At 60.4% G+C, this 22,805-nt stretch carries 18 protein-coding genes; 12 read left to right on the top strand and 6 right to left on the bottom strand.

Annotation, left to right across the window (positions count from 1 at the left end; all coding sequences use genetic code 11):
- The first annotated feature begins 257 nt into the window (after positions 1 to 257).
- The 10 genes from B1781_RS06415 to mobB all read left to right on the top strand — a co-directional run bounded on the left by B1781_RS06415 (position 258) and on the right by mobB (position 12,748).
- Positions 258 to 860 (top strand): ANTAR domain-containing response regulator, encoded by a 603-nt coding sequence (locus B1781_RS06415; protein ID WP_078118866.1) that lies wholly within the window; start codon positions 258 to 260, stop codon positions 858 to 860.
- Between the two features lie 424 nt (positions 861 to 1,284).
- Positions 1,285 to 2,685, top strand: coding sequence for a CmpA/NrtA family ABC transporter substrate-binding protein (locus tag B1781_RS06420; RefSeq protein ID WP_078118867.1), 1,401 nt, complete (start codon positions 1,285 to 1,287; stop codon positions 2,683 to 2,685).
- 65 nt (positions 2,686 to 2,750) lie between these two features.
- Positions 2,751 to 3,785, top strand: a complete 1,035-nt coding sequence (locus tag B1781_RS06425; protein WP_334223898.1) for an ABC transporter permease — start codon at positions 2,751 to 2,753, stop codon at positions 3,783 to 3,785.
- 21 nt (positions 3,786 to 3,806) lie between these two features.
- Positions 3,807 to 4,679, top strand: a complete 873-nt coding sequence (locus tag B1781_RS06430) for an ABC transporter ATP-binding protein (RefSeq protein WP_078118868.1) — start codon at positions 3,807 to 3,809, stop codon at positions 4,677 to 4,679.
- A gap of 11 nt (positions 4,680 to 4,690) precedes the next feature.
- Complete coding sequence (locus B1781_RS06435; protein ID WP_078118869.1) at positions 4,691 to 6,022, top strand: CmpA/NrtA family ABC transporter substrate-binding protein; 1,332 nt, start codon at positions 4,691 to 4,693, stop codon at positions 6,020 to 6,022.
- Between the two features lie 26 nt (positions 6,023 to 6,048).
- Positions 6,049 to 8,493 carry a nitrite reductase large subunit NirB gene (gene nirB / locus B1781_RS06440; protein WP_408646347.1) on the top strand — a complete coding sequence of 815 codons (2,445 nt, stop codon included), beginning with the start codon at positions 6,049 to 6,051 and terminating at the stop codon, positions 8,491 to 8,493.
- 84 nt (positions 8,494 to 8,577) lie between these two features.
- Positions 8,578 to 8,907, top strand: coding sequence for a nitrite reductase small subunit NirD (gene nirD, locus B1781_RS06445; RefSeq protein ID WP_078118871.1), 330 nt, complete (start codon positions 8,578 to 8,580; stop codon positions 8,905 to 8,907).
- On the top strand, positions 8,904 to 9,284 hold the full coding sequence (locus tag B1781_RS06450) for a TusE/DsrC/DsvC family sulfur relay protein (protein WP_125931956.1): 381 nt from the start codon (positions 8,904 to 8,906) through the stop codon (positions 9,282 to 9,284). Before nirD ends, B1781_RS06450 begins: the two co-directional genes overlap by 4 nt.
- A gap of 102 nt (positions 9,285 to 9,386) precedes the next feature.
- A complete protein-coding gene (locus tag B1781_RS06455) occupies positions 9,387 to 12,086 on the top strand; it encodes a molybdopterin-dependent oxidoreductase (protein ID WP_078121949.1) in 2,700 nt (899 codons plus the stop codon).
- Positions 12,087 to 12,217: 131 nt separating this feature from the next.
- Positions 12,218 to 12,748, top strand: coding sequence for a molybdopterin-guanine dinucleotide biosynthesis protein B (gene mobB / locus B1781_RS06460; RefSeq protein ID WP_078118873.1), 531 nt, complete (start codon positions 12,218 to 12,220; stop codon positions 12,746 to 12,748).
- 18 nt (positions 12,749 to 12,766) lie between these two features.
- Here mobB and B1781_RS06465 read toward each other — a convergent pair whose 3' ends face one another.
- Complete coding sequence (locus tag B1781_RS06465) at positions 12,767 to 15,274, bottom strand: putative bifunctional diguanylate cyclase/phosphodiesterase (protein ID WP_164513282.1); 2,508 nt, start codon at positions 15,272 to 15,274, stop codon at positions 12,767 to 12,769.
- Between the two features lie 16 nt (positions 15,275 to 15,290).
- Entirely contained in the window at positions 15,291 to 16,937 is a 1,647-nt protein-coding gene (locus B1781_RS06470; protein WP_334223899.1) for a FecR domain-containing protein, read from the bottom strand.
- Positions 16,938 to 17,220: 283 nt separating this feature from the next.
- On the opposite strand from B1781_RS06470, the gene B1781_RS06475 reads away from it, so the two are divergent.
- Complete coding sequence (locus tag B1781_RS06475) at positions 17,221 to 17,880, top strand: cytochrome b/b6 domain-containing protein (RefSeq protein ID WP_078118875.1); 660 nt, start codon at positions 17,221 to 17,223, stop codon at positions 17,878 to 17,880.
- On the opposite strand, the gene B1781_RS06480 is transcribed toward B1781_RS06475, so the two are convergent.
- The 4 genes from B1781_RS06480 to B1781_RS06495 all read right to left on the bottom strand — a co-directional run bounded on the left by B1781_RS06480 (position 17,866) and on the right by B1781_RS06495 (position 21,733).
- Positions 17,866 to 18,258, bottom strand: a complete 393-nt coding sequence (locus B1781_RS06480) for a SirB2 family protein (RefSeq protein WP_078118876.1) — start codon at positions 18,256 to 18,258, stop codon at positions 17,866 to 17,868. The genes B1781_RS06475 and B1781_RS06480 overlap by 15 nt on opposite strands.
- Positions 18,259 to 18,304: 46 nt before the next feature.
- Positions 18,305 to 19,810, bottom strand: a complete 1,506-nt coding sequence (gene pap / locus B1781_RS06485) for a polyphosphate:AMP phosphotransferase (RefSeq protein WP_078118877.1) — start codon at positions 19,808 to 19,810, stop codon at positions 18,305 to 18,307.
- A gap of 166 nt (positions 19,811 to 19,976) precedes the next feature.
- Positions 19,977 to 21,050: a quinolinate synthase NadA gene (gene nadA / locus B1781_RS06490; protein WP_078118878.1), complete on the bottom strand. Its 1,074-nt coding sequence runs from the start codon at positions 21,048 to 21,050 to the stop codon at positions 19,977 to 19,979.
- A complete protein-coding gene (locus B1781_RS06495) occupies positions 21,047 to 21,733 on the bottom strand; it encodes an NUDIX hydrolase (RefSeq protein WP_078118879.1) in 687 nt (228 codons plus the stop codon). Before B1781_RS06495 ends, nadA begins: the two co-directional genes overlap by 4 nt.
- Positions 21,734 to 21,937: 204 nt before the next feature.
- Between B1781_RS06495 and B1781_RS06500 the strand changes: the two genes are divergently transcribed.
- Positions 21,938 to 22,798, top strand: coding sequence for an HDOD domain-containing protein (locus tag B1781_RS06500; RefSeq protein ID WP_164513283.1), 861 nt, complete (start codon positions 21,938 to 21,940; stop codon positions 22,796 to 22,798).
- The last annotated feature ends 7 nt before the right edge of the window (positions 22,799 to 22,805 follow it).

Genomic DNA, 22,805 nt, shown 5'->3' on the forward strand with positions numbered 1-22,805 from the left:
GCAAGAACAGGGGCTGCAGGAGCATTGGCACATCATGTGCTACTCATCCAGTGAAATCGCTTCGCGGTGATTTCTCCTAACTCTCTGTCGATATTGCCAGAATGGCCTATGCCGCCGTCCCATCCCAAACTGTGGTGCGGCGGCTTTTTTTTACCGCGGCCCTACTCAGCAGTTTCAGTAGTCCGTATGATGCGCGCCGTTTTTGTGATCGTAGGGATCGCGCGGCGAGTCGACTGGAGACGTAAACGCGAACACGCATGGTGGACAACGGAAAACCACATAAAAAGCTGCGCGTACTGCTGGTTGACGACAGCCCAGAGCGGCGGGCATCGGTAGAGAAATCGCTGGCCGAGGTCGGATGCGAGGTTGTCGGTTTTGCATTCAGCAGCGAGAACCTATTGCGTCGCGTCGAGAAAGAAAATCCTGACGTGGTGATTATCGACCTGGAGTCGCCGGGCCGCGATACCCTCGAGAGCCTGCAGACCGTGCAGACCGCCGCCCCAAAACCCATCGTGATGTTTACCCAGGACGACGATGGGGCAACCATCTCGCGCGCCACACGTGCCGGCGTCAGCGCCTACGTGGTCGACGGCATCAGCCAGAAGCGCGTGCGTCCGATCCTCGATGCCGCCATCGAACGCTTTCAGCAGTTCCATACCCTTTCGCAAGAGCTCGAAAAAACCCGCGCGCAACTGGCGGAGCGCAAGGTGGTCGACAAGGCCAAGGGCATCCTGATGAAACAGCGCGGCATGAGCGAAGACGAGGCCTACAAGGCGATGCGCAAACTCGCGATGAGCACCAACAAGCGCCTCGTCGACATTGCCGAAGCCATCGTCAATGCCGCCGACCTGCTGATCTGAAAACGCACCAACATGATCTCTGAATAACACCGGGATTCGGTTTCTCGCACGCTGTTGGTGCGGTCTTGGTCGGTGTACTAATAGGCGGTGAGGGGCTTGGCTGCGATCACCAACGTCGCCCGGCTTCAGCTGGCTACGTTAGAAGTCTCTAAATTACAGCGACTTAACAACTTGGCCAGGAGCTTAAGCGGCAGCGCGACAAAATCACAAGGCTAATTGGCACAAGCGTTGCTCTAGGGTTTCTCAACTTTGTCATGTCTGCAATCAAGTCGACCCAACGGCGGGCTGACCGGCAGATGTGACCGACAAGGCCAAAGTAGGCCAACCACGACAATGGCGTCCTGTCCGAACGGAGAAGTTCTCGTTCGATGCAGTGCGCCTTTTTTGTTGCCTGAAATTTTTGGAAGTGACGAGGTCCCGATTGATGAAAAAACAACTCGACTCCATGACCCGCCGAGGGTTCTTGAAGCGCACGGTTCTGGCCACCGGTTTGGCCATGGTGATCGGTGCGTTCGGCGGCACCGCAAGTGCAGCGGTGGGTGAGCCGGAAAAGGAAGACCTGAAGTTCGGTTTCATCAAGCTGACCGACATGGCGCCCTTGGCGATTGCCTATGAGAAGGGCTACTTCGAAGACGAAGGCCTGTATGTAACGCTCGAAGCACAGGCCAACTGGAAGGTGCTGTTGGACGGCGTTATCGACGGCCAACTCGACGGTGCGCACATGCTGGCCGGTCAACCGCTGGCCGCGACCATCGGCTTCGGTACCAAGGCTCACATCGTCACGCCATTTTCGATGGACCTCAACGGCAACGGCATCACCGTGTCGAACGAGGTATGGGAACAGATGAAACCGCATGTGCCGAAGCAGGCCGACGGCAAGCCGCAGCACCCGATCAAGGCCGACTACCTCAAGCCGGTGGTCGATGACTACAAGGCCAAGGGCAAGCCGTTCAAGATGGGTATGGTGTTCCCGGTGTCGACGCACAACTACGAGCTGCGTTACTGGCTGGCGGCCGGCGGCATCCACCCCGGATATTACGCACCGCACAAGGGTGACATCACCGGCACGTTGCAGGCCGATGCGCTGTTGTCGGTAACGCCGCCGCCGCAAATGCCGGCCACGCTCGAAGCTGGCACCATTTATGGATACTGCGTAGGTGAGCCCTGGAACCAGCAGGCTGTGTTCAAAGGGATCGGCGTACCGGTGATCACCGACTACGAGATCTGGAAGGACAACCCGGAAAAAGTCTTTGGTATGAACAAAGAATTTACCGAGAAGTATCCGAACACCACGGTACGTGTCGTCAAGGCCTTGCTGCGCGCAGCCAAGTGGCTGGATGCGAATGACAACGGCAATCGCCCTGAAGCAGTGAAGATCCTGTCGCAGTCGAACTATGTTGGTGCAGATTATGAAGTCATCGCCAACTCGATGACCGGTACCTTCGAATACGAAAAGGGCGACAAGCGCGCAGTGCCGGACTTCAACGTGTTCTTCCGCTACAACGCAACTTATCCCTATTACTCGGATGCGGTCTGGTACCTGACCCAGATGCGTCGCTGGGGCCAGATTGCCGAGCCGAAAGCCGATAGCTGGTACGACGAAGTTGCCAAGTCGGTCTACCGCCCGGACATCTACAAGCAGGCAGCCATGGAGCTGATTGCCGAAGGCCACATGACGGCGGATGAGTTTCCGAACTTCGATGGCGAAACTGGCTACCGCGCACCGCAGACCGAGTTCATCGACGGCGTGACCTTCGATGGCACCAAGCCGAACGACTATCTGAAGGCGTTCGAGATCGGCCTGAAGGGCGACGAAGTCCTGTAAGACTGAAGCGGGGCAGGCAATCGCCTGCCCCGCCATGAATACGCGAACATAGTTTTTAGGAGCACATGATGATCAGTGCTATTCGCAACCGTAAAACCTTCGAGTTCGGCCCGCTTAGCCGATTCCTCGATTTCCTCGCCGGCGACAGCCTATCGAAGGCGACCGGTGGCATTGCGCGCAATGTCCTGGTGCCAATGGCGGCGATCCTGGTATTCCTGGTGCTGTGGACCGCAGGCGCCAAGCAGGTGCAGACCTCGTTGGGTGAACTGCCTGGGCCGGGCAAGGTTTGGGAGCAGAGTGTCGCACTGTATGACGAGCACAGCGCCGAGCGCGTGCGCGAAGGCGAGTTTTATGACCGCATGCAGGCGCGTATCGACAAAGCGGTCGCCGCCGGCAAACCGGCAGAACGCATCGAAAAGATGAAGGCGCGTCAGTACACCGGCAAGGCCACGTTCATCGATCAGATCTTCACCAGCCTGTGGACGGTAATGGCTGGCTTCATCATCGCCTCGTTGATCGCTATCCCGGTGGGGATCGTCATCGGCATGAGCCAGACGCTGTACCAGGCATTCAATCCGATCATTCAGATCTTCAAGCCGGTATCGCCGCTGGCCTGGTTGCCGTTGGTCACGATGGTCGTGTCCGCGGTGTATGTCAGCCAGGATCCGATGTTCTCCAAGTCGTTTGTGAATTCGGCAATTACGGTAACCCTGTGCTGCCTGTGGCCGACCATCATCAACACCGCCGTCGGTGTGTCGGGCGTCAGCAAGGACCTGATCAACGTCAGCCGGGTGCTGCGCCTGAACTGGTGGACCAAGACCGTGAAGATCGTACTGCCGTCGGCCATTCCGATGATGTTCACCGGCCTGCGTCTGTCGCTCGGTATCGGTTGGATGGTGCTGATCGCGGCCGAGATGCTGGCGCAAAACCCGGGACTGGGCAAGTTTGTCTGGGACGAGTTCCAGAACGGCAGCTCCAACTCGCTGGCGCGCATCATGGTGGCGGTGATCGTCATCGGTTTTATCGGATTCCTGCTCGATCGCGGCATGCTGGCTCTGCAGCGTGCATTCAGCTGGGATAAATCTGCGGTATTGCGCTGAGCGCGGCCCGAGGAGTAATTGATGAATACCTATCTCAACATCGATCACGTGGGCATCACCTTTCCGACCGACAATGGCCCGCTGAACGTACTCAATGACGTCAACCTGAAGGTCGAGAAGGGTGAGTTCATCTCGCTGATCGGTCATTCGGGTTGCGGTAAATCGACCGTGCTGAACATCGTCGCCGGTCTGTTGCGCGCCAGCAAAGGTGGCGTGTTGCTCGAGAATCGCGAGGTCGGTGAACCCGGACCGGATCGGGCCGTGGTGTTCCAGAACCACTCGCTGCTGCCGTGGTTGACGGTTTATGACAACGTCCGCCTGGCGGTCGACCAGGTCTTTAAGAAAACCAAGAGCAGGGCCGAACGCGATGAGTGGACGCGGCACAACCTTGAGCTGGTGCACATGTCGCATGCGCTCGATCGCAAGCCCGATGAGATCTCCGGCGGTATGAAACAGCGCGTGGGTATCGCGCGTGCCTTGTCGATGGAGCCGAAGGTGCTGTTGATGGACGAGCCGTTCGGCGCACTGGACTCGCTGACACGCACGCACATGCAGGACTCGCTGATGGAGATCCAGGCGCGCCTGAACAATACCGTCGTCATGATCACCCATGACGTCGACGAGGCGGTGCTGTTGTCCGACCGCATCATCATGATGACCAACGGCCCGTCGGCCACGGTCGGCGAGATCTTGCACATCGATATCGAACGTCCGCGCGATCGCCTCGCGTTGGCCGAGGACCCCTCGTACAACCACTACCGCGCCGAGGTCGTGCGCTTCCTGCACGAGCGTCATGTGACGCAAGGCGCTGAGGAAGCCAAACCGACCGTTCAGAAAGCGGATGACGACAGTAGCGATGACGACGATGCGTCAAAGCTTCGCCTTGCGGGTTGAACGGTAAAACGATGAATGACAATTCGCTACCAGCGGGTTTCGACCCCTTGACGCTGGAGAAACCGAACCTGGCCTTGGGCTTTGTCGCGCTCAGCGATTGCGCGCCGCTGATCGTCGCCCAGGAGAAGGGCATCTTTGGCAAATATGGCCTGGACGTCACGCTGTCGAAAGAGACCTCGTGGGCCAATGTGCGCGACAAGGTGGCAGTGGGCATCCTGGATGCAGCGCAGATGCTTGCGACCATGCCGCTTGCGTCCACCTTGGGTTTGGGGCCGATCGAAAAGCCGATGATCACGGCGCTGAGCCTGGATCTCAACGGCAATGCGATCACGGTGTCGGAGGCCCTTTACCAGCGGCTGCTGGAGGCCGACCGCGACGCTATGAAGCGCTCACCGGTCACCGCCACGGCCTTGAAAAAGCTGGTCGATGCCGACAAGCAGGCCGGCCGCAAGCCGTTGACGTTTGCCGTAGTCTTTCCGACCTCGACGCATACCTATGAGTTGCGTTACTGGATGGCCTCCGCCGGCATTGACCCGGATCGCGACATCAAGCTGGTGGTTGTGCCGCCGCCGCAGATGGTTGATGCCTTGCGCTCCGGCCAGATCGACGGTTGCTGCGTCGGTGAACCCTGGAACCAACTCGCGGTGCGCGAAGGTCTGGGCCGCGTTCTGATCACGAAGTACGAGCTGTGGAACAACAGCCCGGAGAAGGTGCTGGGTGTCAGCGAAGAGTGGGCGCTGCAGCATCCGAATACCCACCAGGCACTGTTGATGGCCCTGATGGAGGCCGCAAAGTGGGTCGACCTTCCGGAGAACCGCATGGAGGTCGTCGACATGATCGCGCGGCCACGTTATGTCAACGCGCCGGTGGATGTCGTGCGCATGTCGATGCTCGGTACTTTCCAATACGCGCGCACCGAGTTTTCGCGCAGCCTGTCCGACTTCAACGTGTTTCACCGCTATGCGGCCAATTTCCCGTGGCGCTCACACGCCGTGTGGTTTCTGACGCAGATGATTCGCTGGGGACAGGTGGATACGGCGATCGATATCCGCGCCACCGCCGAACGCGTCTATCGCAGCGATCTGTATCGGCAGGCTGCGAAGGCCCTGGGCATGGAGGCGCCTGCGTCTGACTACAAAACCGAGGGGACGCACGCGGCCAATTGGCGCGCGGGTGGCATCGAACTGGGCGCAGACCGCTTTTTCGATGGCGGCAGATTCGACCCCGACGATCCAATAACTTATCTGACGGCATTCGACGTGGTCGATCGTGCCGCTTTATCACCTGAATTGGCCGCGGCCAATCCGGTCCACACCCCGGCGTCCACGACGGCCGCCGGCTAGTGCAGAACGACATCTGAGGTATGACGATGGCGAAAGAAAAACTCATTCTCGTCGGCAACGGCATGGCCGGTGTACGCACGCTCGAAGAGCTCCTGAAGCTGGCGCCCGAGCACTACGAGATCACGGTGTTCGGTGCTGAGCCGCATCCGAACTACAACCGCATCATGCTGTCGCCGGTGTTGGCCGGTGAGAAGACGATCGACGATATCGTTCTGAACAGCCGCGAATGGTATGCAGAGAACGGCATCGAGCTGATCACGGGCGATCCGGTCGTCGAGATCGATCGCGTCAAGTGCAAAGTGGTCACCGAAAGCGGCATGAGCGCCGACTACGATCGCCTGTTGATCACCACCGGTTCGAACCCGTTCATCATTCCGGTGCCGGGTCACGACAAGCAGGGTGTGATCGGTTTCCGCGACATTGCCGACGTCGACGCCATGCTGGATGCAGCAAAGAACTATAAGAATGCTGTCGTGATCGGTGGCGGTCTGCTTGGTCTGGAGGCGGCGAACGGACTGATGAAGCAGGGTATGGACGTCACCGTCGTCCACCTGCTCGACAGCCTGATGGAGCGCCAGCTGGACAAGCCGGCTTCTGCCTTGCTGAAGGCTTCGCTCGAACAGCGGGGCATGAAGTTTTTGATGGAGGCACAGACGGCCGAGCTGCTCGGCGACGGTCGTGTCAGCGGTGTGCGTTTTGCCGACGGTTCCGAGGTGCCCGCCGACCTGGTCGTGATGGCTGTAGGCATCCGGCCGAACATGGCGTTGGCGCAGAAGGCGGGCCTGCACTGCGAACGCGGTATCGTGGTCGACGATACGATGCAGACCTACGACCCGAAGATCTATGCGCTCGGCGAATGCGTGCAGCACCGCGGTAATTGCTACGGCTTGGTTGCGCCGTTGTTCGAGCAGGCCAAGGTGGCGGCGAACCATCTGGCACAGATGGGGATCGCGCGCTATGAAGGCTCTGTGACGTCGACCAAGCTGAAGGTCACCGGGATCGATCTGTTTTCGGCCGGCGAATTCAACGAAGGCGAGGGCGACGAGACCCTGGTGCTGCAGGACCCGTCGCAGGGTGTTTATAAAAAGCTCGTCATCCGCGACAACAAGGTAAAGGGCGCGGTGTTGTACGGCGATACGCTCGATGGCACTTGGTACTTCACCCTGTTGCGCGAAGGCACGGACATCTCGGCGTTTCGCAGCACCATTCTGTTCGGTCAACATGACCTGGGCGATGCCGGGCATGGTGACACCTCCGCTGCGGTGATGGCCTTGCCGGACAGTGCCGAGATCTGTGGTTGCAACGGCGTCTGCAAGGGCGACATCGTCGATGCAATCACCAAAAAGGGGCTGTTCACACTCGAGGATGTACGCGCGCATACCAAGGCATCCGGCTCCTGCGGTTCGTGCACCGGCCTGGTCGAGTCGATTCTGGCCAGCACCATGGGCGAGGGTTACGACAAGGCGCCGAGTAAGAAGGGCATGTGCGGTTGCACCGAGCACAGCCACGACGACGTGATCACTGCGATTAAGAAGCAGAAACTGAAATCAATGCCGGCGGTTCGCGAGGCACTGGGTTGGAAAACACCCGACGGTTGTGCAAGTTGCCGTCCGGCTCTGAACTACTACCTGCTGGCCAATTGGCCTGCCGAGTACGAAGACGACGCACAGTCGCGTTTCATCAACGAGCGCGCTCACGGCAATATCCAGAAGGACGGTACCTACTCGGTCGTGCCGCGCATGTTCGGCGGTCTGTGCACCGCCAATGACCTGCGCGCGATCGCCGATGTGTCGGACAAGTACAAGGTACCGGAGATGAAGGTGACCGGCGGTCAGCGCATCGACCTGTTCGGCGTCAAGAAAGAAGACCTGCCGGCGATGTGGAAAGACCTGTCGGATGCCGGCTTTGTCAGTGGTCATGCGTATGGCAAGGCGCTGCGTACGGTTAAGACCTGTGCCGGCAAGAACTGGTGCCGCTTCGGTACGCAGGATTCAACCGGCCTGGGCGTCAAGCTCGAAGAACTCACCTGGGGTTCGTGGATGCCGCACAAGTTCAAGCTGGCGGTATCGGGATGCCCGCGCAACTGCGCCGAGGCAACCATCAAGGACTTCGGCGTGGTGTGTGTCGACTCCGGCTACGAGTTGCATGTGGGCGGCAACGGCGGCATCAAGGTGCGTATCACCGACCTGTTGTGTCGTGTCGAGACCGAAGAAGAGGTCATGGAGTACTGCGGCGCATTCGTTCAGTTGTACCGCGAAGAGGCTCACTACCTTGAGCGCACGGCGCCCTGGGTCGAGCGCGTCGGGCTCAACCATGTGAAGCAGAAGGTGTTGGAAGACGCCGACAATCGCAAGGCACTGTACGAGCGTTTCAAATTCAGTCAGCAGTTTGCCCAGATTGATCCGTGGAAGGCGCGCGCCGAAGGCGAGGCCGGCCATGAATTCAAGAAGATCGAGATCTCTGCGGCCTAGCGCAAACGGGCCGGCTGACGCGATCGTGCGCAGCGGTGTTGGACGTAAACCCGCCCCAAGGGCGGTACTAAGATGGGTAGAACAATGAGCAATTGGCTTGAAGTTGTGGCGCTGGACGAGATCCCTCGCCTGGGTAGTCGTGTCATCAAAACCGATACGATGGATGTTGCCGTGTTTCGCACCAGCGACGACCAGGTGTTCGCCTTGCGCGATGCCTGCCCGCATCGCGGCGGTCCCTTGTCGCAAGGCATCGTGCATGGCACCTCGGTAACCTGCCCGCTGCATAATTGGAAGATCGATTTGGCCTCCGGCGAGGCACTCGGCCCGGACGAGGGTTGCACCAATGTGTTCGCCACCAAGATCGAAAACGGCAAGGTCTATCTCGCGCTGAAAGCCGGCGAGGCAGCGGCGTGAGTTCGGGAGCGGGCGGCGCCATGGCCGATGACGTCTATGCGATTGAAGCCGATGGACGGGTGATTGCCACCGACCTGCTCGGCTATCTGCTGGATCCTTCAGAGTGGAATCCGACGGTTGGTGTGGCGCTTGCGCAACGCGAAGGCATCACGCTCGGTCCCGATCATTGGACGATGATCGAGTTCGTGCGCGATTGGTACGAAGACCGCCAGGCCGTGCCGGAGGCGCGTTGGCTGCTGAAGGGCATGAAGCAGCAGCTGGGAGAAGACAAGGGAACGCGAAAGTACCTGCACAAGCTGTTCCCGCACGGCTACGGCCCCGAGTTGTGCAAGATCGCCGGTATGACCATGCCCCGCAAGGTCATGCTGGACGTCTGATTGCTGTCGCCTTGGCGCATGGTGTCAGGGCCGCAAACGGTACCACCCGCGTGCTTGTCCGGGTAACCGCCGGTGAAGGATATGTCTGAAATGAGCGTGCCGATGACGGTCGATTCAAACCCGCAGAACAGCCAACAGGCGCAAAACAAGGTGCGCACGACCTGTCCGTACTGCGGTGTCGGCTGTGGCGTGGTGGTTACCCTGGAGGATCAGGGGCGCATCGATGTGAAGGGTGACCGCGAACATCCGGCGAACTTCGGCCGTATGTGTTCGAAGGGCACGGCGCTTGGCGAAACCATCGATCTCGACGGTCGCCTGCTGCATCCGATGGTAGATGGTCAGCAGACGGACTGGACGTCGGCCTTGGATACGGTCGCCGAGAGGTTCAGTCGAATCATCGATCGGCACGGACCGGATGCGGTCGCGTTTTACGTCTCGGGTCAGTTGCTGACGGAAGATTACTATGTAGCCAACAAACTGATGAAGGGCTTCATCGGTTCGGCGAATATCGATACCAACTCGCGCCTGTGCATGTCGTCGGCGGTTGCCGCCTACAAGCGTGCGTTCGGCAGCGATACGGTGCCCAACTGCTACGATGATCTGGAACTCGCCGACCTTGTGGTGCTGGTCGGTTCCAATCTGGCTTGGTGTCACCCGGTGCTCTATCAGCGCCTGCTCGGCGCGCGTAAGACGCGTCCCGACATGCGCCTGGTTGTCATCGACCCACGGCGCACGGCGACCTGCGATGCTGCCGATCTCCACCTGCCGATTCGACCGGGCTCGGATGCGGTTCTGTTCAGTGGGCTGCTCAACTGGTTGCAGCAAAACGGCTATGCGGATGATGCCTTTCTCGGTGAGCACACCGAAGGCCTGGATGAGGCATTGCGCCAGGCCGCATGGTATGCGTCATCGATCGATTCAATCGCAGCGCAGTGCGGTCTCGAAGAACAGCGCGTTCTTGAGTTCTTTCACCTGTTTGCATCCACCGACAAGACGGTAACGATGTTCTCCCAGGGGGTTAATCAGTCGACCAGCGGAACCGACAAGGGCAACGCGATCATCAACTGCCACCTGTTGACCGGCCGCATAGGCAAACTCGGTGCCGGCCCTTTTTCAATCACCGGCCAGCCCAATGCGATGGGCGGACGGGAAGTGGGCGGGCTGGCGAACCAGCTGGCGGCGCACATGGATATCGACAATCCGGGACATCGCGATCTGGTGGGGCGTTTCTGGCGCAGCGACAGGGTGGCATCGACAGCCGGGTTGAAAGCGGTCGATTTGTTTCGCGCGATGGAGAATGGCGACGTCAAAGCCGTATGGATCATGGCGACCAATCCTGCAGTGAGCCTGCCAGACACCGCTCAGGTGCGTCGGGCATTGGCGAAATGCGATTGCGTGGTAGTTTCCGATTGCATGGCGTTGACGGATACGCAGTCGTTCGCCGACATCCGGCTGCCGGCACAGGCATGGGGAGAGAAAGACGGCACGGTGACCAATTCGGAGCGCCGTATCTCGCGCCAACGTGCCTTCTTGCCTTCGCCGGGCGAGGCTAAGCCGGACTGGTGGATACTGGGCGAAGTCGCCAAGCGCCTGGGCTATGAGGGGTTCGACTATAGCTCGCCGAAAGATATCTTCATCGAACACGCGCAGCTGAGCGGCTTTGAGAACGATGGCAGCCGCGACTTCGATATTTCCGGGTTGGCGGGTCTTGACGCTACCGGGTATGAACAACTCGAGCCGGTGCAATGGCCATGTTCCGGCAGCGGTTCGCCGCGTGCCCGGATGTTTGATGAAGGCCGCTTCTACACCGACAACCGAAAGGCGAAGTTTGTCGCCGTGATTCCGCGACCGCCGGCGAATGTGGTCGATGCGGACTATCCATTGATCATGAACACCGGGCGGGTGCGCGATCATTGGCACACGATGACGCGCACCGGTAAGTCGCCGCGCCTTTCGGGTCACATCGGCGAGCCTTTCGTAGCGATTCATCCCGTCGATGCATTGCGATTCGGTATCGCCAACAAAGGTCTTGCGGCCGTCAGCAGTCGATGGGGACGTGCAGTGTTGCGTGCCGAGGTGACCGAGGCACAGCAGCCGGGCCAGGTTTTCTCACCGATCCACTGGAATGATCAGTTCGCCTCACAGGCGTGCATCGGCGGCGTGGTCAATCCGGCCGTCGACCCGGTTTCCGGGCAACCCGAGTTCAAGCATACCCCGGTCAAGGTGGAGGCCTGTCGCGCGAAGTGGTACGGCTTTCTGTTGTCGCGCCGCAACTTGAATCCGCAGCAGGCAACCTATTGGTCGAAAGCCCGACGCAAAAGCGTATGGCATATCGAGATGGCGGGTGACGATACGCCCGAACAATGGGCGTCATTCGCGCGGCAGCTGTTGTGTGTCGAAGGCGAGCAACCCGATTGGCGTGAGCTGCACGACTCAACTCAGGCCAATTACCGTGCGGCACGCATTGTCGACGGACGGTTGGATGCCGTATTGATCGTCGGCCCTGTCGAGCATCTGCCGCCGCGTGACTGGCTGGCGGCACTCTTCGAGAAGGAGTCGCTCGATGTAACCGAGAGGGCCCGGTTGCTGCGTGGCACGCCGCCGTCGGGCGCACACGATGCCGGTCCGGTCGTCTGCGCCTGTTTCAGTGTGGGCCTGAACACACTGACCGAAGCGATTCGCAAGCAGGGCCTGGATACCCCCGAGGCGATAGGGCGAGCCTTGAGCGCCGGCACAAATTGCGGTTCGTGTGTGCCCGAAATCAAACGCTTGATTGCCGACTGCAAAGCCAAGTCGAACTGATCCCGTATTCGTCTTTGTCACTGATCGACTTGGCGAACGGTGTGTTTCCGTGTTAACAACAGGTTCGACAAACGGTTTCCCAAAGGCGAAAAGGTATCGCTGCCCGGCTCGGGACGCGATGCTTCAGAATAATGAACACAAGCGCTTTGCAGATCCCGGTGCTGGGTTTTGTTGCCTATTCCGGCACGGGTAAAACCACCTTGTTGACGAAAGTCGTTCCGCTGTTGCGCGATCAAGGCCTACGGCTCGCCGTCATCAAACATTCGCACCATGACTTCGAGATAGACAAACCCGGCAAGGACTCGCACCGCTTGCGCGAAGCGGGGGCGCAGCAGGTGCTGCTGGCTTCGCCTTACCGCACCTTCTGGGTAACCGAAGGGGATGGGGCGAGCGAGCCGGTATTGGCGGATCTGGTTGCGAGGTTGGATCTGAGTATCCTGGATCTCGTGTTGGTCGAAGGATTCCGGCAAGAGGCGATCGCCAAGATCGAGGTGCATCGTCCGAGCCTTGCCACTCCGCTGCTGTGCACGGACGACGAACGGGTGATTGCGGTCGCGAGCGATAGTCCCTTGTCTCAGGAAATATCGATTCCCTGCCTGCCGTTGAATGAGCCTGAAAAGGTCGCGACGTTTGTCGGCGATTGGCTGCGATCGGTTAGCTGACAGCGATTGCCCGCCGGGTCAGAGATTGGTGTTGAGCGTGCTTTTTCCGGGTTGCCCCGCTTTGACGGGTCGGCCCGCGGCACTGGCGTCGAGCAGGTCGGCCAGTTCCACTGCAGGCAACGGGTGACCAAAGAAGTAACCCTGCAGTTCGTCGCAGCCATGCTGGCCGAGAAAGTCCGCCTGTGACTCGGTTTCGACACCCTCGGCGATGACCTCGAGGCGCAGCTTCTTTGCCATCGTGATGATGGTCAATGTGATCTCCCGAACGTTCGGGTTGTTGTTGATCTCGCGCGTGAACGACTGGTCGATCTTGATGCGGTCGAGTGGGAAGTGTTGCAGATTGCTCAGCGACGAGTAGCCAGTGCCGAAGTCGTCGATCGCCAGTTTCACGCCTTCCTCTTTCAGCAGGCGCATGGCCTCGGTTGCCAGCTCCATGTTCTGCATCAGCGCGCTCTCGGTGATCTCCAGTTCAAGGCTGCGTGGGTCGAGTCCGCTTTCGGTCAAGGCCGAGCGCACCTCGGCCACGATATTGCCGTCGGCGAACTGCAGCGGCGAAAGGTTGACCGCAAGTCGCAGCGGACCGAGCCCCTGTTCGTTCCAGCGCTGCACCTGCATGCAGGCAGTTCGCAGTACCCAACCGCCAATGGCCTGGATCAAGCCGTTGTGTTCGGCGACGGGAATGAAGGTGCCGGGATACACCAGCCCGAGTTCGGGATTCTGCCAGCGCAATAGCGCCTCGACACCGACGATGCGTCCGGACTGAGTGACCACCTGGGGTTGGTAATAGACCTCGAACTCGCCGCGTTCCATCGCCGAGACCAGCGCCTGTTCGAGCTGCGAGTGCGCCTGCACCTCTTCGGCAATCGCTTCGGAATAGACGCAGGTCATCCCGGATTGCTCGACGCGCGCGCGGTACATCGCGATGTAGGCATTGCGTAGCAGGGTGTTGCCGTCCTGGCCGTCGCGCGGCCACAGGCTCAGTCCCATGCGCGGCGACAGGAAGATCTGTTTGTTATCGACCTCGACCGGTTGCTGCAAGGCGGTCATCAGGTTGTGAGCGATGCGCAGCGCACTGTCGGGATCGGTCAGATTCTGTATCAGCACGGCGAAGTCGTCGCCGTTGAGATGCGCCACCAGGTCGTCCGTGCGGACCGCGTCGCTGAGCCTGCGGGCAACGGCGCGCAACAAGCGGTCGCCGGATGAATGGCCGACCAGATTATTGATGCCGCCCGGCCACTTGGTATGGACGATCATCAGCGCGGCGACTGGGTCGCCGTCGGCCGTGCCGGAACTCAGCTTGCGCAGGCGTTCTTCCAACACATACTGATTGGGCAGGTCGGTCGTCGAGTGATGCAGCGCCTGGTGCTGCATGCGGTCGGTCAGCGAGCGGTTGATCTGTTTTTCGGCCAACAGTGACCAGGCGCCCCATACCGGCAGGCCGATCACCAGCGGCGCGATCGCCGCTGCCGGGGGAAACCACTGGTGGCCGACGAACAGCCACAGCGCGGTGAATGCCAGGATGCCGGCGACGCTGGTAACGAAGCTCAACATGGCGACCGGGAAGCTGACCGAGACCATCCACAGTGCGGCCAGGCCGACCAGGATGACTGTCAGCACCCTGTACGTCAGGCCATCCATCTGGCGGACGAGCTGTTCCTGCAGCAAACCGCTCAAGATGTGCGCGGTCAGCTCTACGCCGGGCATTCGCTGGTGATTCGTCGATACCGGTGTCGAGATCACATCGCCCAGGCCGGTAGCGGTCGAACCGACGATAACGAATTTGTCTTTGATGCGTGCCGCGACGGCGTCGTCGTTCAGAACCTTGTGATAGGGGATGACCTCGAGCGCGTCGTCGCTCGGATCGAACGGTACGAAGTACCGGCCCGAGCGAGTCCAGCCGAGACTCGGCCCGCGCGCATCGATCAATTTGGGATCGTAGTCGGGCGTGACGTTCTCGCCGCCGACGCGCAACAGCGCCAACGCGAACGACGGCCAATGCGGTTCACCGAGACCGGCGAACAGGTAGAAGCTGCGGCACACGCCATCGGTATCCACCTCGATATCGACGTGGCCGATACCGGCTGCCTCCGCCGCAAAGATCGGCAGCGGCATGACTTCGGTGATCGCAGAGTTCGGCAGCGGGTTGCTTGGCGCGACCGCCATGATGGTCTTGCCGTTGCGTGCCATGGCCTCGGCGAATTGCCAATCGGCTTCGGGGTCGCTCGATTGGGATTCGGAGAACAGGATGTCGAAGCCGACTGCGCGGGCCTGCATGGCGGTCAGACGGTCGAGCAATTGCGCGTGGCGTGCGCGCGACCAGGGCCATCGGCCGAGCCGCTTCAGGCTGCTGTCATCGACGGCGACGATGACGATGCGTTCATCGGCGTGGTACTGCTGTGCACTGAGAAAATGATCGTAGATCAGGTGATCTACGCGTTCCAATGCCTCGCCGCCGGCGAGCAGGTAGCCGCAGACAGTCAGCACGGCGACCATCAACAACCCGCTTTCGCGGGACCGGCTTGTCAATGCCTCAAACATTCCGTTACAGCAGAATCAGCCCCAATACGCCGAGTGCGGGGATGAGCCAGGCGGTCGGGTCGGGTGCGGGATCGACGCGTTGCACGGTGCCCCAAGGGCCCTGGTAACCGTCAGGCTCGATGACGCGGACGCGCAGGTAACGAACCTGTCCGCCGATCTGCTCGAAGGCGATCTTCGGTTCCTCCGTAACACGGTCGATTTCCATTTCCTTAAAACTTCGATCATACGCCAACTGCACGTGGTACCGCCGACCCGGTCCGGCGTCGTTCCACGAGGCGGTCAGCGAATCTTCGTCGGCCTCGAGCGCGGGCTCGACCTTCTCGGGTTCGGGTTTGAGTTCCCATTTGCGCGCGGCCCCGGGTGGGCCGATCTCGCCGTCGGCAGCGATGCTCGTCAGCCGCCAGTGGTAGGTGCCCGGCTCGGTGATTTCGTCTACCGTGTAACGTGTCGTGTCCAGGTCTTTCTGTTCGACCAACAGGTTGCTGAATGCCGCGTCCGACGCGATTTCGAGTACGTAGCGTGCAGCTTCTTCCGAAGCGGTCCATTGCAGCTCGGCTGGTTTGCCGCGCAACACCCGTCCGTCGGGCGGGTTGAGAGCGACCGGCGGCTGCGGGTGTGCGTCCAGGACAATCGGGGCGACCGCGTCCTGGCCCTCGAGCCCGAGGTCGTCGATGCCACGTACGCGCACGAAGTAGCTGCCGTCGGGCAGGTCGGGCAACGCAGACTTGGCGTACTGCGATTTCTGTTCCCAAAGCAACAGCTTGAAGTCGCGCGTTGCGCTGATCTCCATCCGATAGGTCTTGGCGCCGGGCAGGGCTCCCCAGCCGAGCGTCCATTGCAACTGACGTATCGGTTGAGGGATGTCGTCGAAGGCGGGTGCGGCCAACAGCTTGCGTGGTTTGATCGGCGGTTTACCGGCGGCGACCTGTGTACCGAAGCCCGATGGCACCAGACGTCGTTTGCTGGAGCCGGATACCTGCACCTTGCCTTCGAGCACCTCGACATTGGAAATACCACCGCCGTCGGTTACCGCAGCCCGATATACGGTGCCGCGTACCGCGCTGATCGCTGAAGGTGTTTCGATCTCGAACCGCGACCCCGGTCCGACAGCAGGAGTGACCTTGGTATCCAGGCGGCCGTCTATCAGGTGCAGCCGCGAATCGACCATCCCGGTCTCGCCGTGTGCGCTGAGGTGATTGAAGCGCATCTCGCCGTTGCTGTAGAGCGTCAGCAGGGTGCTGTCGGCGAACTTGACGGCGACCGTGCTGTCAGCGCCGGTTTTGATCGTGTCGCCGAGCTGTAGCAAGGTGCCTGGCGTGGCGGCGACCGGTGGCGAGCCATCCGCGCGAATGATGTTGGCCTGGCCCTGCACCGCTTCGATTTTGGCCGGTACCGGGTTGTTGCGGATCCAGGCCATCGGCACGCGCAGACGCGTGCCCGGTTTCATCCGCTTGGGAAATTGAACGTTGTTGAGCCGGCGAAGCTTTTCGTAACGTAGGGGGCTGTCCAGATACTTTTGGCTGAAGTCCCAGAGGTTGTCGCCATCGACGACCGAATAAATCCATTCATCTGCGACCGCGGCGCCGGACAACAAGCAAATCGACGTCAGCAACAAAAACGAACGCATCAGACGATGCTTTAGCTTGGACACTGTGCTCTCCATTAACGAAAGTCGCGGTGACGCCCTTGTTGTCGTTTTTGGCCGGCCGGGCGCCGTATGTCGCAATGGGTTTGCATCGACCTGGACGACTGGTTGATCGAACCCGCTTTCGTTCAGGCGGTTGGCCGCCGTTATACTTTCTTCGTCAGGGGGAATGGCGTTCGCGATCGATTGAAGACTGTCATGGCGTCCGTATCATCCCACCGGGCTATCCTAGGTCACGTCATCTTCGTGACCATAACTTTTTTTAGCATATGTTTAAACAGGAGGCCTGATGGCGCAGCAGATTCGCCGAGTTCTGGTCTGGAGTGGCTGGCTGCGGTTTACCCATGGCATCGTGGTCTTCGCCGTGCTGCTGATGCTCGCGACCGGTTGGTTGATCGGGCATTCGCCGACGGTCGCCGAAGATGCGCTCGAAGTTCACTACCTGGGTGCGAGCCTGTTGTTGTTCGCGATCGCGGTTCGCGGGTTTCTCGGTTTCTTCGGCAAAGGGGCCGAGCGCTTTGAACATATGTTGCCGCGTGCCGCCGAGCTGCCGGCAATTCGCGCCAGCCTGCTGTTCTATCTTTCACTGGGCAAAGCGCCATTGCCCAACTGGTTCTCGCACAATCCGTTGTGGAAAGCGCTCTATCTCTTGCTGTGGCTTGCGCTGCTGGCGCTGGCTTTCACCGGCTGGCTGATGTCGGGGAGGCCGATCCTGTTCGGCATCTATCTGCCGCATTTTCATGGAGGGCTGGCAACGCTGGTTGCCGTGTGGGTCGCAGCGCATGTCTACTGCGTCATTCTGCAGGACGTGAAAGGCGACAATGCCGACGTATCGGCGATGTTGAACGGCAATCGCTATTTCACCATCGACAAGGCCGGGCTGGTTAAACCCGACGTGCCGCAGGTGTCGATCAAGCTCGACGATATCGATCCATCAAAACGTCGGTAACGATGGCCACGGCGTTTTGGCCTTGGCGACCGCGAGCATATAGCCGAAGCACGCGATGGCGAGCAGGAAAGCGACGATGCGCGTGCGCAGGGTGCGCCCGTGACGCAGCGCGATGAAGCCGAGTGCGATATACGCCAGCAGGGCGATGATCTTGGCTAGCAACCAGTGACTATAGAGCGGATTGAGGTGCAGGTTGACGGCCATCCATACGCCGGTCACCAGCAATACCGTGTCGATAAAGTGCGGCCAGGTGCGCATCCAGGGTTTGCGCAACAGTTTGGGCGAGACAATCATCATGCCGCCGCGCAACACGAAACCGGCGATGGACAACAGCACGGTGGCGTAGTGGATGAGTTTCAGCGTGGCGTGATCGGGCATGGTGGTACAGCGAAGCCTACGGCGTTAGTTGGGTAAGGGGACTGGATCAGGACTTTAACGCATTACGCAACGCCTTGGTGACGATCTCCAGCACCTGAATACGGGCAAACCGTTTGTCGTTGCCGGCGATCAGGTTCCACGGCGCATGCTTGGCGCTGGTGCGCGCCAGCATCTCGTTGACCGCCGAGCGGTAATCGTCCCACTTCTCGCGGTTGCGCCAGTCCTCGTCGGTGATCTTGTAGGCCTTGTAGGGCGTGTTGGCCCGGGCTTCGAAGCGCGCGAGTTGTTCTTCCTTGCTGATCTGCAACCAGAACTTCTGCACGATAACGCCGGCGCTTGTCAGCTGCGCCTCGAAGTCGTTGATCTCGAGATAGGCCCGCGCCCAGTTGGCGTGGCTGGTAAAGCCTTCGACCCGTTCGACCAACACCCGGCCATACCACGAGCGATCGAAGACGGTCATGCGCCCGGCCCGCGGCACATGCCGCCAGAAACGCCACAGATAATGATGTGCCGCCTCCTCGTCGGTAGGCGCCGCCACCGGGATGACTTCGCGCAAGCGTGAATCGACCGCCTGGGTCACACGGCGAATGGCACCACCTTTGCCGGCGGCATCGACACCTTCGAAGACCAGGACGGTCGAGATCTTGCGGGTGTAGGCCTCCCAGGCAAGATCGTTCAGTTCGGTCTGCAGTTCGTCGAGCCGCCTGCGGTAGTGATCGCGGTCGATCGTCTGCGCGAGATCGACGCGGTCGAGCAGGGTGATGCGGGCCTCTGGCGCCTCAGGCAGTAGCTCGCCATTGAGTTTGGGTGGCGAGTCGTCGACGCGGCGATCGACGACGGATGGCTGGCCGAGCGCCTCCTGCATCGCGCGCAGCAGGATGCGGCCGGTGGTCATGTCGCGGTAGCGGTGGTCGGTAGCCTCGATGATGTGCCAAGGCGCGCGGCCGATATCGGTGCTGCGCACGACGCGGTCGGCGACGTCTTCGAAGCGTTGGTATTGCTGGCTGAACTTGGACTTCTTCGGCAGCATCTTCCAGCGGCTGCGGTCGCTGCGCGCCAGTGACTTCAGACGGTTGCGCTGCACCTTTTCGGAAAAGTGGTACCAGCATTTGACGATGACGGCGCCGTCGTTGATCAGCATACGTTCCATCTCGCGAATGCTGCGCAGACATTGATCCAGATCGGCATCGTCCCAACGCTTTGCATATCGTTGTTCGAGTGGGTGCAGATACCAGCCACCGAAGAAGATGCCGATCTCGCCGCGTCGCGGCATTGCGCGCCAGAAGCGCCATGCACGCGGGCGCAGGCGTTCTTCGTCGGTCTCTTCCCAGAAGGCGTAGACATTCACGCCACGCGCATCCAGCCATTCGTCGAGTCGGTTGACCACCTCGCCTTTGCCGGCACCCTCGATACCGGCAATGATCACGTACACCGGCACTTGCTGTTCGCGCAACGCCAGCTGGGCTTCGAGCAACTGTGTGCGCAGTTCCTCGACCTCGGCCTTATAGGCCGACTTGCTAAGGCTTCTTCCAATCTTGGCGGTTGCGAACATGCGTCCAGGTCCTTTTTATACTGTGTGTTGCACAGCCGCGGCGTGCCTGCTTGCCGATTGCGCTGCAATGCGAGTTACTCGGTGTCGCTGCGGGCATATCGGCCATCGCGGCATCGTGCCCAGCGTGGTGCCCATGAGCCCAGGGCAGGTCGACAACCTAATAAGTTTAGCCTTTGGGCAGCGCACCGCTGATGTTGTGCTCGGCGGCGAAGTCGAGCATGCGCTGAATCGACCTGACCGCCTTGCGGCGTATCTCCGGTTCGATCGTGATCGTGTTGCTGCCGTCGATCAGCACCTGTTCGAGATTCTGCAGCGAGTTCATCGCCATCCACGGGCAGTGCGCGCAGGATTCACAGGTCGCGCCGGCACCCGCCGTGGGTGCCGATATCAGTTTTTTACCTGGCGCCAGTTGGTGCATCTTCCAGAAGATGCCGTCGTCGGTGGCAACGATGAACTCGTCGTTCGGCATCTGCTTGACGGCCTTGATCAAGGTGGTCGTCGAACCGACCACGTCGGCATATTGCAGCACATCTTCCGGCGACTCGGGGTGCACCAGCACGGCGGCCTCCGGGTGCAGGCGCTTCAGGCGCTCGAGGGCGAATCCCTTGAATTCTTCGTGCACCACGCAGCTGCCGTCCCACAACAGGATGTCGGCGCCGGTCTTTTGCTGTACGTAATGCCCCAAGTGCTTGTCGGGCGCCCACAGGATCTTCTGTCCCTGCGCATGCAGGTGTTCGACGATCGGCAGCGCGATACCCGAGGTCACCATCCAGTCGGCGCGCGCCTTCACGGCCGCACTGGTGTTGGCATAGACGACCACGGTGCGATCCGGGTGGGCATCGCAGAAGTCGCTGAACACGTCGGCCGGGCAGCCTTCGTCGAGCGAACAGGTGGCGCCCAGTTCCGGCATCAGCACGCGCTTTTCCGGATTGAGGATCTTCGCCGTCTCGCCCATGAAGCGCACGCCGCAGACCACCAGCGTGTCGGCGTCGGTGGTAGTGCCGTAACGCGCCATCTCCAACGAATCGGCGACGCAGCCGCCGGTTTCTTCGGCCAGTGCCTGCAGTTCACCGTCGACATAGTAGTGCGCGACCAACACGGCGTTCTGTTCACGCAGCAGGGCTTTGATGCGCGTCTTCAACGCATCCTTTTCAGCGTTGCTCAGTGGCGGCGTCTTCGGGTGCGGCGGCACCTTTACCCGCGGCAGGATCGGCTGTACTGGAACGGCATGTGTACTCATTTGATGATCTCCACCCGTCGGGGGTGTTTGACCCGGTATTCACGCGCGGGTCGGTGTTTGCCAGTGCGGCGTAACTTGCCGGTCTCGTCGATCATGTCGAGAGACAGGATACGTTTGCGGAAATTGCGTTTGTCCAGGGTTTGGTTGAGCAGGGTTTCGTAGACGCCCTGCAGTTCACTGAGGGTGAACGCCTCGGGCATGAACTGAAACGCGATCGTCGAATACTCGAGCTTGGCGACCAGGCGTTGGTGCGCCATCTTGATGATCTGCGCGTGATCGAATGCGAGTTTTGGCAGCCGGTCGAACGCATGCCAGCCGACATCGGCGGCATCGCTGGCCGCACGCGGCGTGGTCAGGGTGTGCTGCGGAACCAGCGCATAGTAGGTCACGCTGATCACGCGCTCGCGCGGGTCGCGGTGGGTTGCGCCGAAGGTATACAGCTGTTCGAGATAGACGCCGCTGACGCCGGTTTCTTCTTCGAGCTCGCGCGCGGCGCAGGTATCCAGATCTTCGTCGATATCGAGAAACCCGCCGGGCAGGGCCCAGTCGCCTTTGAACGGCGGATTCGCGCGCTTCACCAGCAACAGCTTCAGGCGGCCGTCGAGCAGGGTGAAAATCACCACGTCAGTGGTCACCGCCGGATGCGGGTAGCGATAGCTGAATGTCTCTTGAGGTGCTCGCATTGGGATACTAAGTGTCGGTAGTACACCAGCAAGATAGTGTTATTTTTACACCTTGTCAAATGCCTGTCGCGAAGCTGCACTACACTTGAAACATACGCCTGGACGATGTGAAGCAGCTCGCGGACGAACCACGAAAACCTCCACAGCGCTCGGTGAGCCACAATTGAGGAAGTAGATTCAGGTGTCAGTTTTCGAGCGTGCCCCGTGAACTCGGACGACCCGTTCTACAACGAACTGATCGCCGTGGAGTCGATACCCCCGTTGCCGGGTGCCGCGGCCGAGCTGCTCGCGCTTGCCACCGATCCCGATGTCGATATCGCCAAGCTCGCCGAGGTCATCGAGCGTGATCCGCCGCTGACCGCCCGCCTGATCGGTATCGCCAACTCGGCGTTCTACGCGCCGCGCCAGCCGGTGGTTACGGTCAAGAACGCCATCGTCAGTGTGCTGGGGCTCGATATGGTGCGCAACATGTCGCTGGGCATGGCATTGGCCGGCGGCTTTTCCACCACCGGCTGCCCGAGTTTCGACCTTACCGAGTACTGGATCATGGCCCTGGGTACCGCCGATCTGGCCAGTGGCTTGGCGCGTGCTGCAACTGTCGCCGATGCTCCCGATCCCGATGTGACCTATCTGGTCGGCCTGTTGCACAACCTGGGATTGTTGTTGCTGGTGCATGTCCGTCCCAAGGATATGGAACGGGCGCTGAAACTAGCCGGTGACAACCCCGGTACGCGGCTCATCGAACACGAACGCGACTTGATTGGTACGGATCATTGGGCGGCGGGTGCCTTTTTATGTCGCCACTGGCAATTGCCTGCCGTTGTCGCTGACTGTATCGAGCAGTTGGATGACACGGTGCTGGTAGACCGACACGCGAGGCTGGTCGAACTGTTACGTTCGACTCGACGCTGGCTGTTGACCGTTATCGCAGGCCGGCCCGACGTTTTGCGGGCGACCAGCGTGGACGATGTGTACACGGATTATCGATCGCAACAGTTTCTCGATCGCTACGATGCACTGAAGATGCTGGCGCGTTTTCTCGGCGGAGAAGGCGCGAAGGGCTGACTTGTTC

It is taken from the genome of Thiosocius teredinicola (genome assembly GCF_002009425.1).
Classification (GTDB): domain Bacteria; phylum Pseudomonadota; class Gammaproteobacteria; order Chromatiales; family Chromatiaceae; genus Thiosocius; species Thiosocius teredinicola.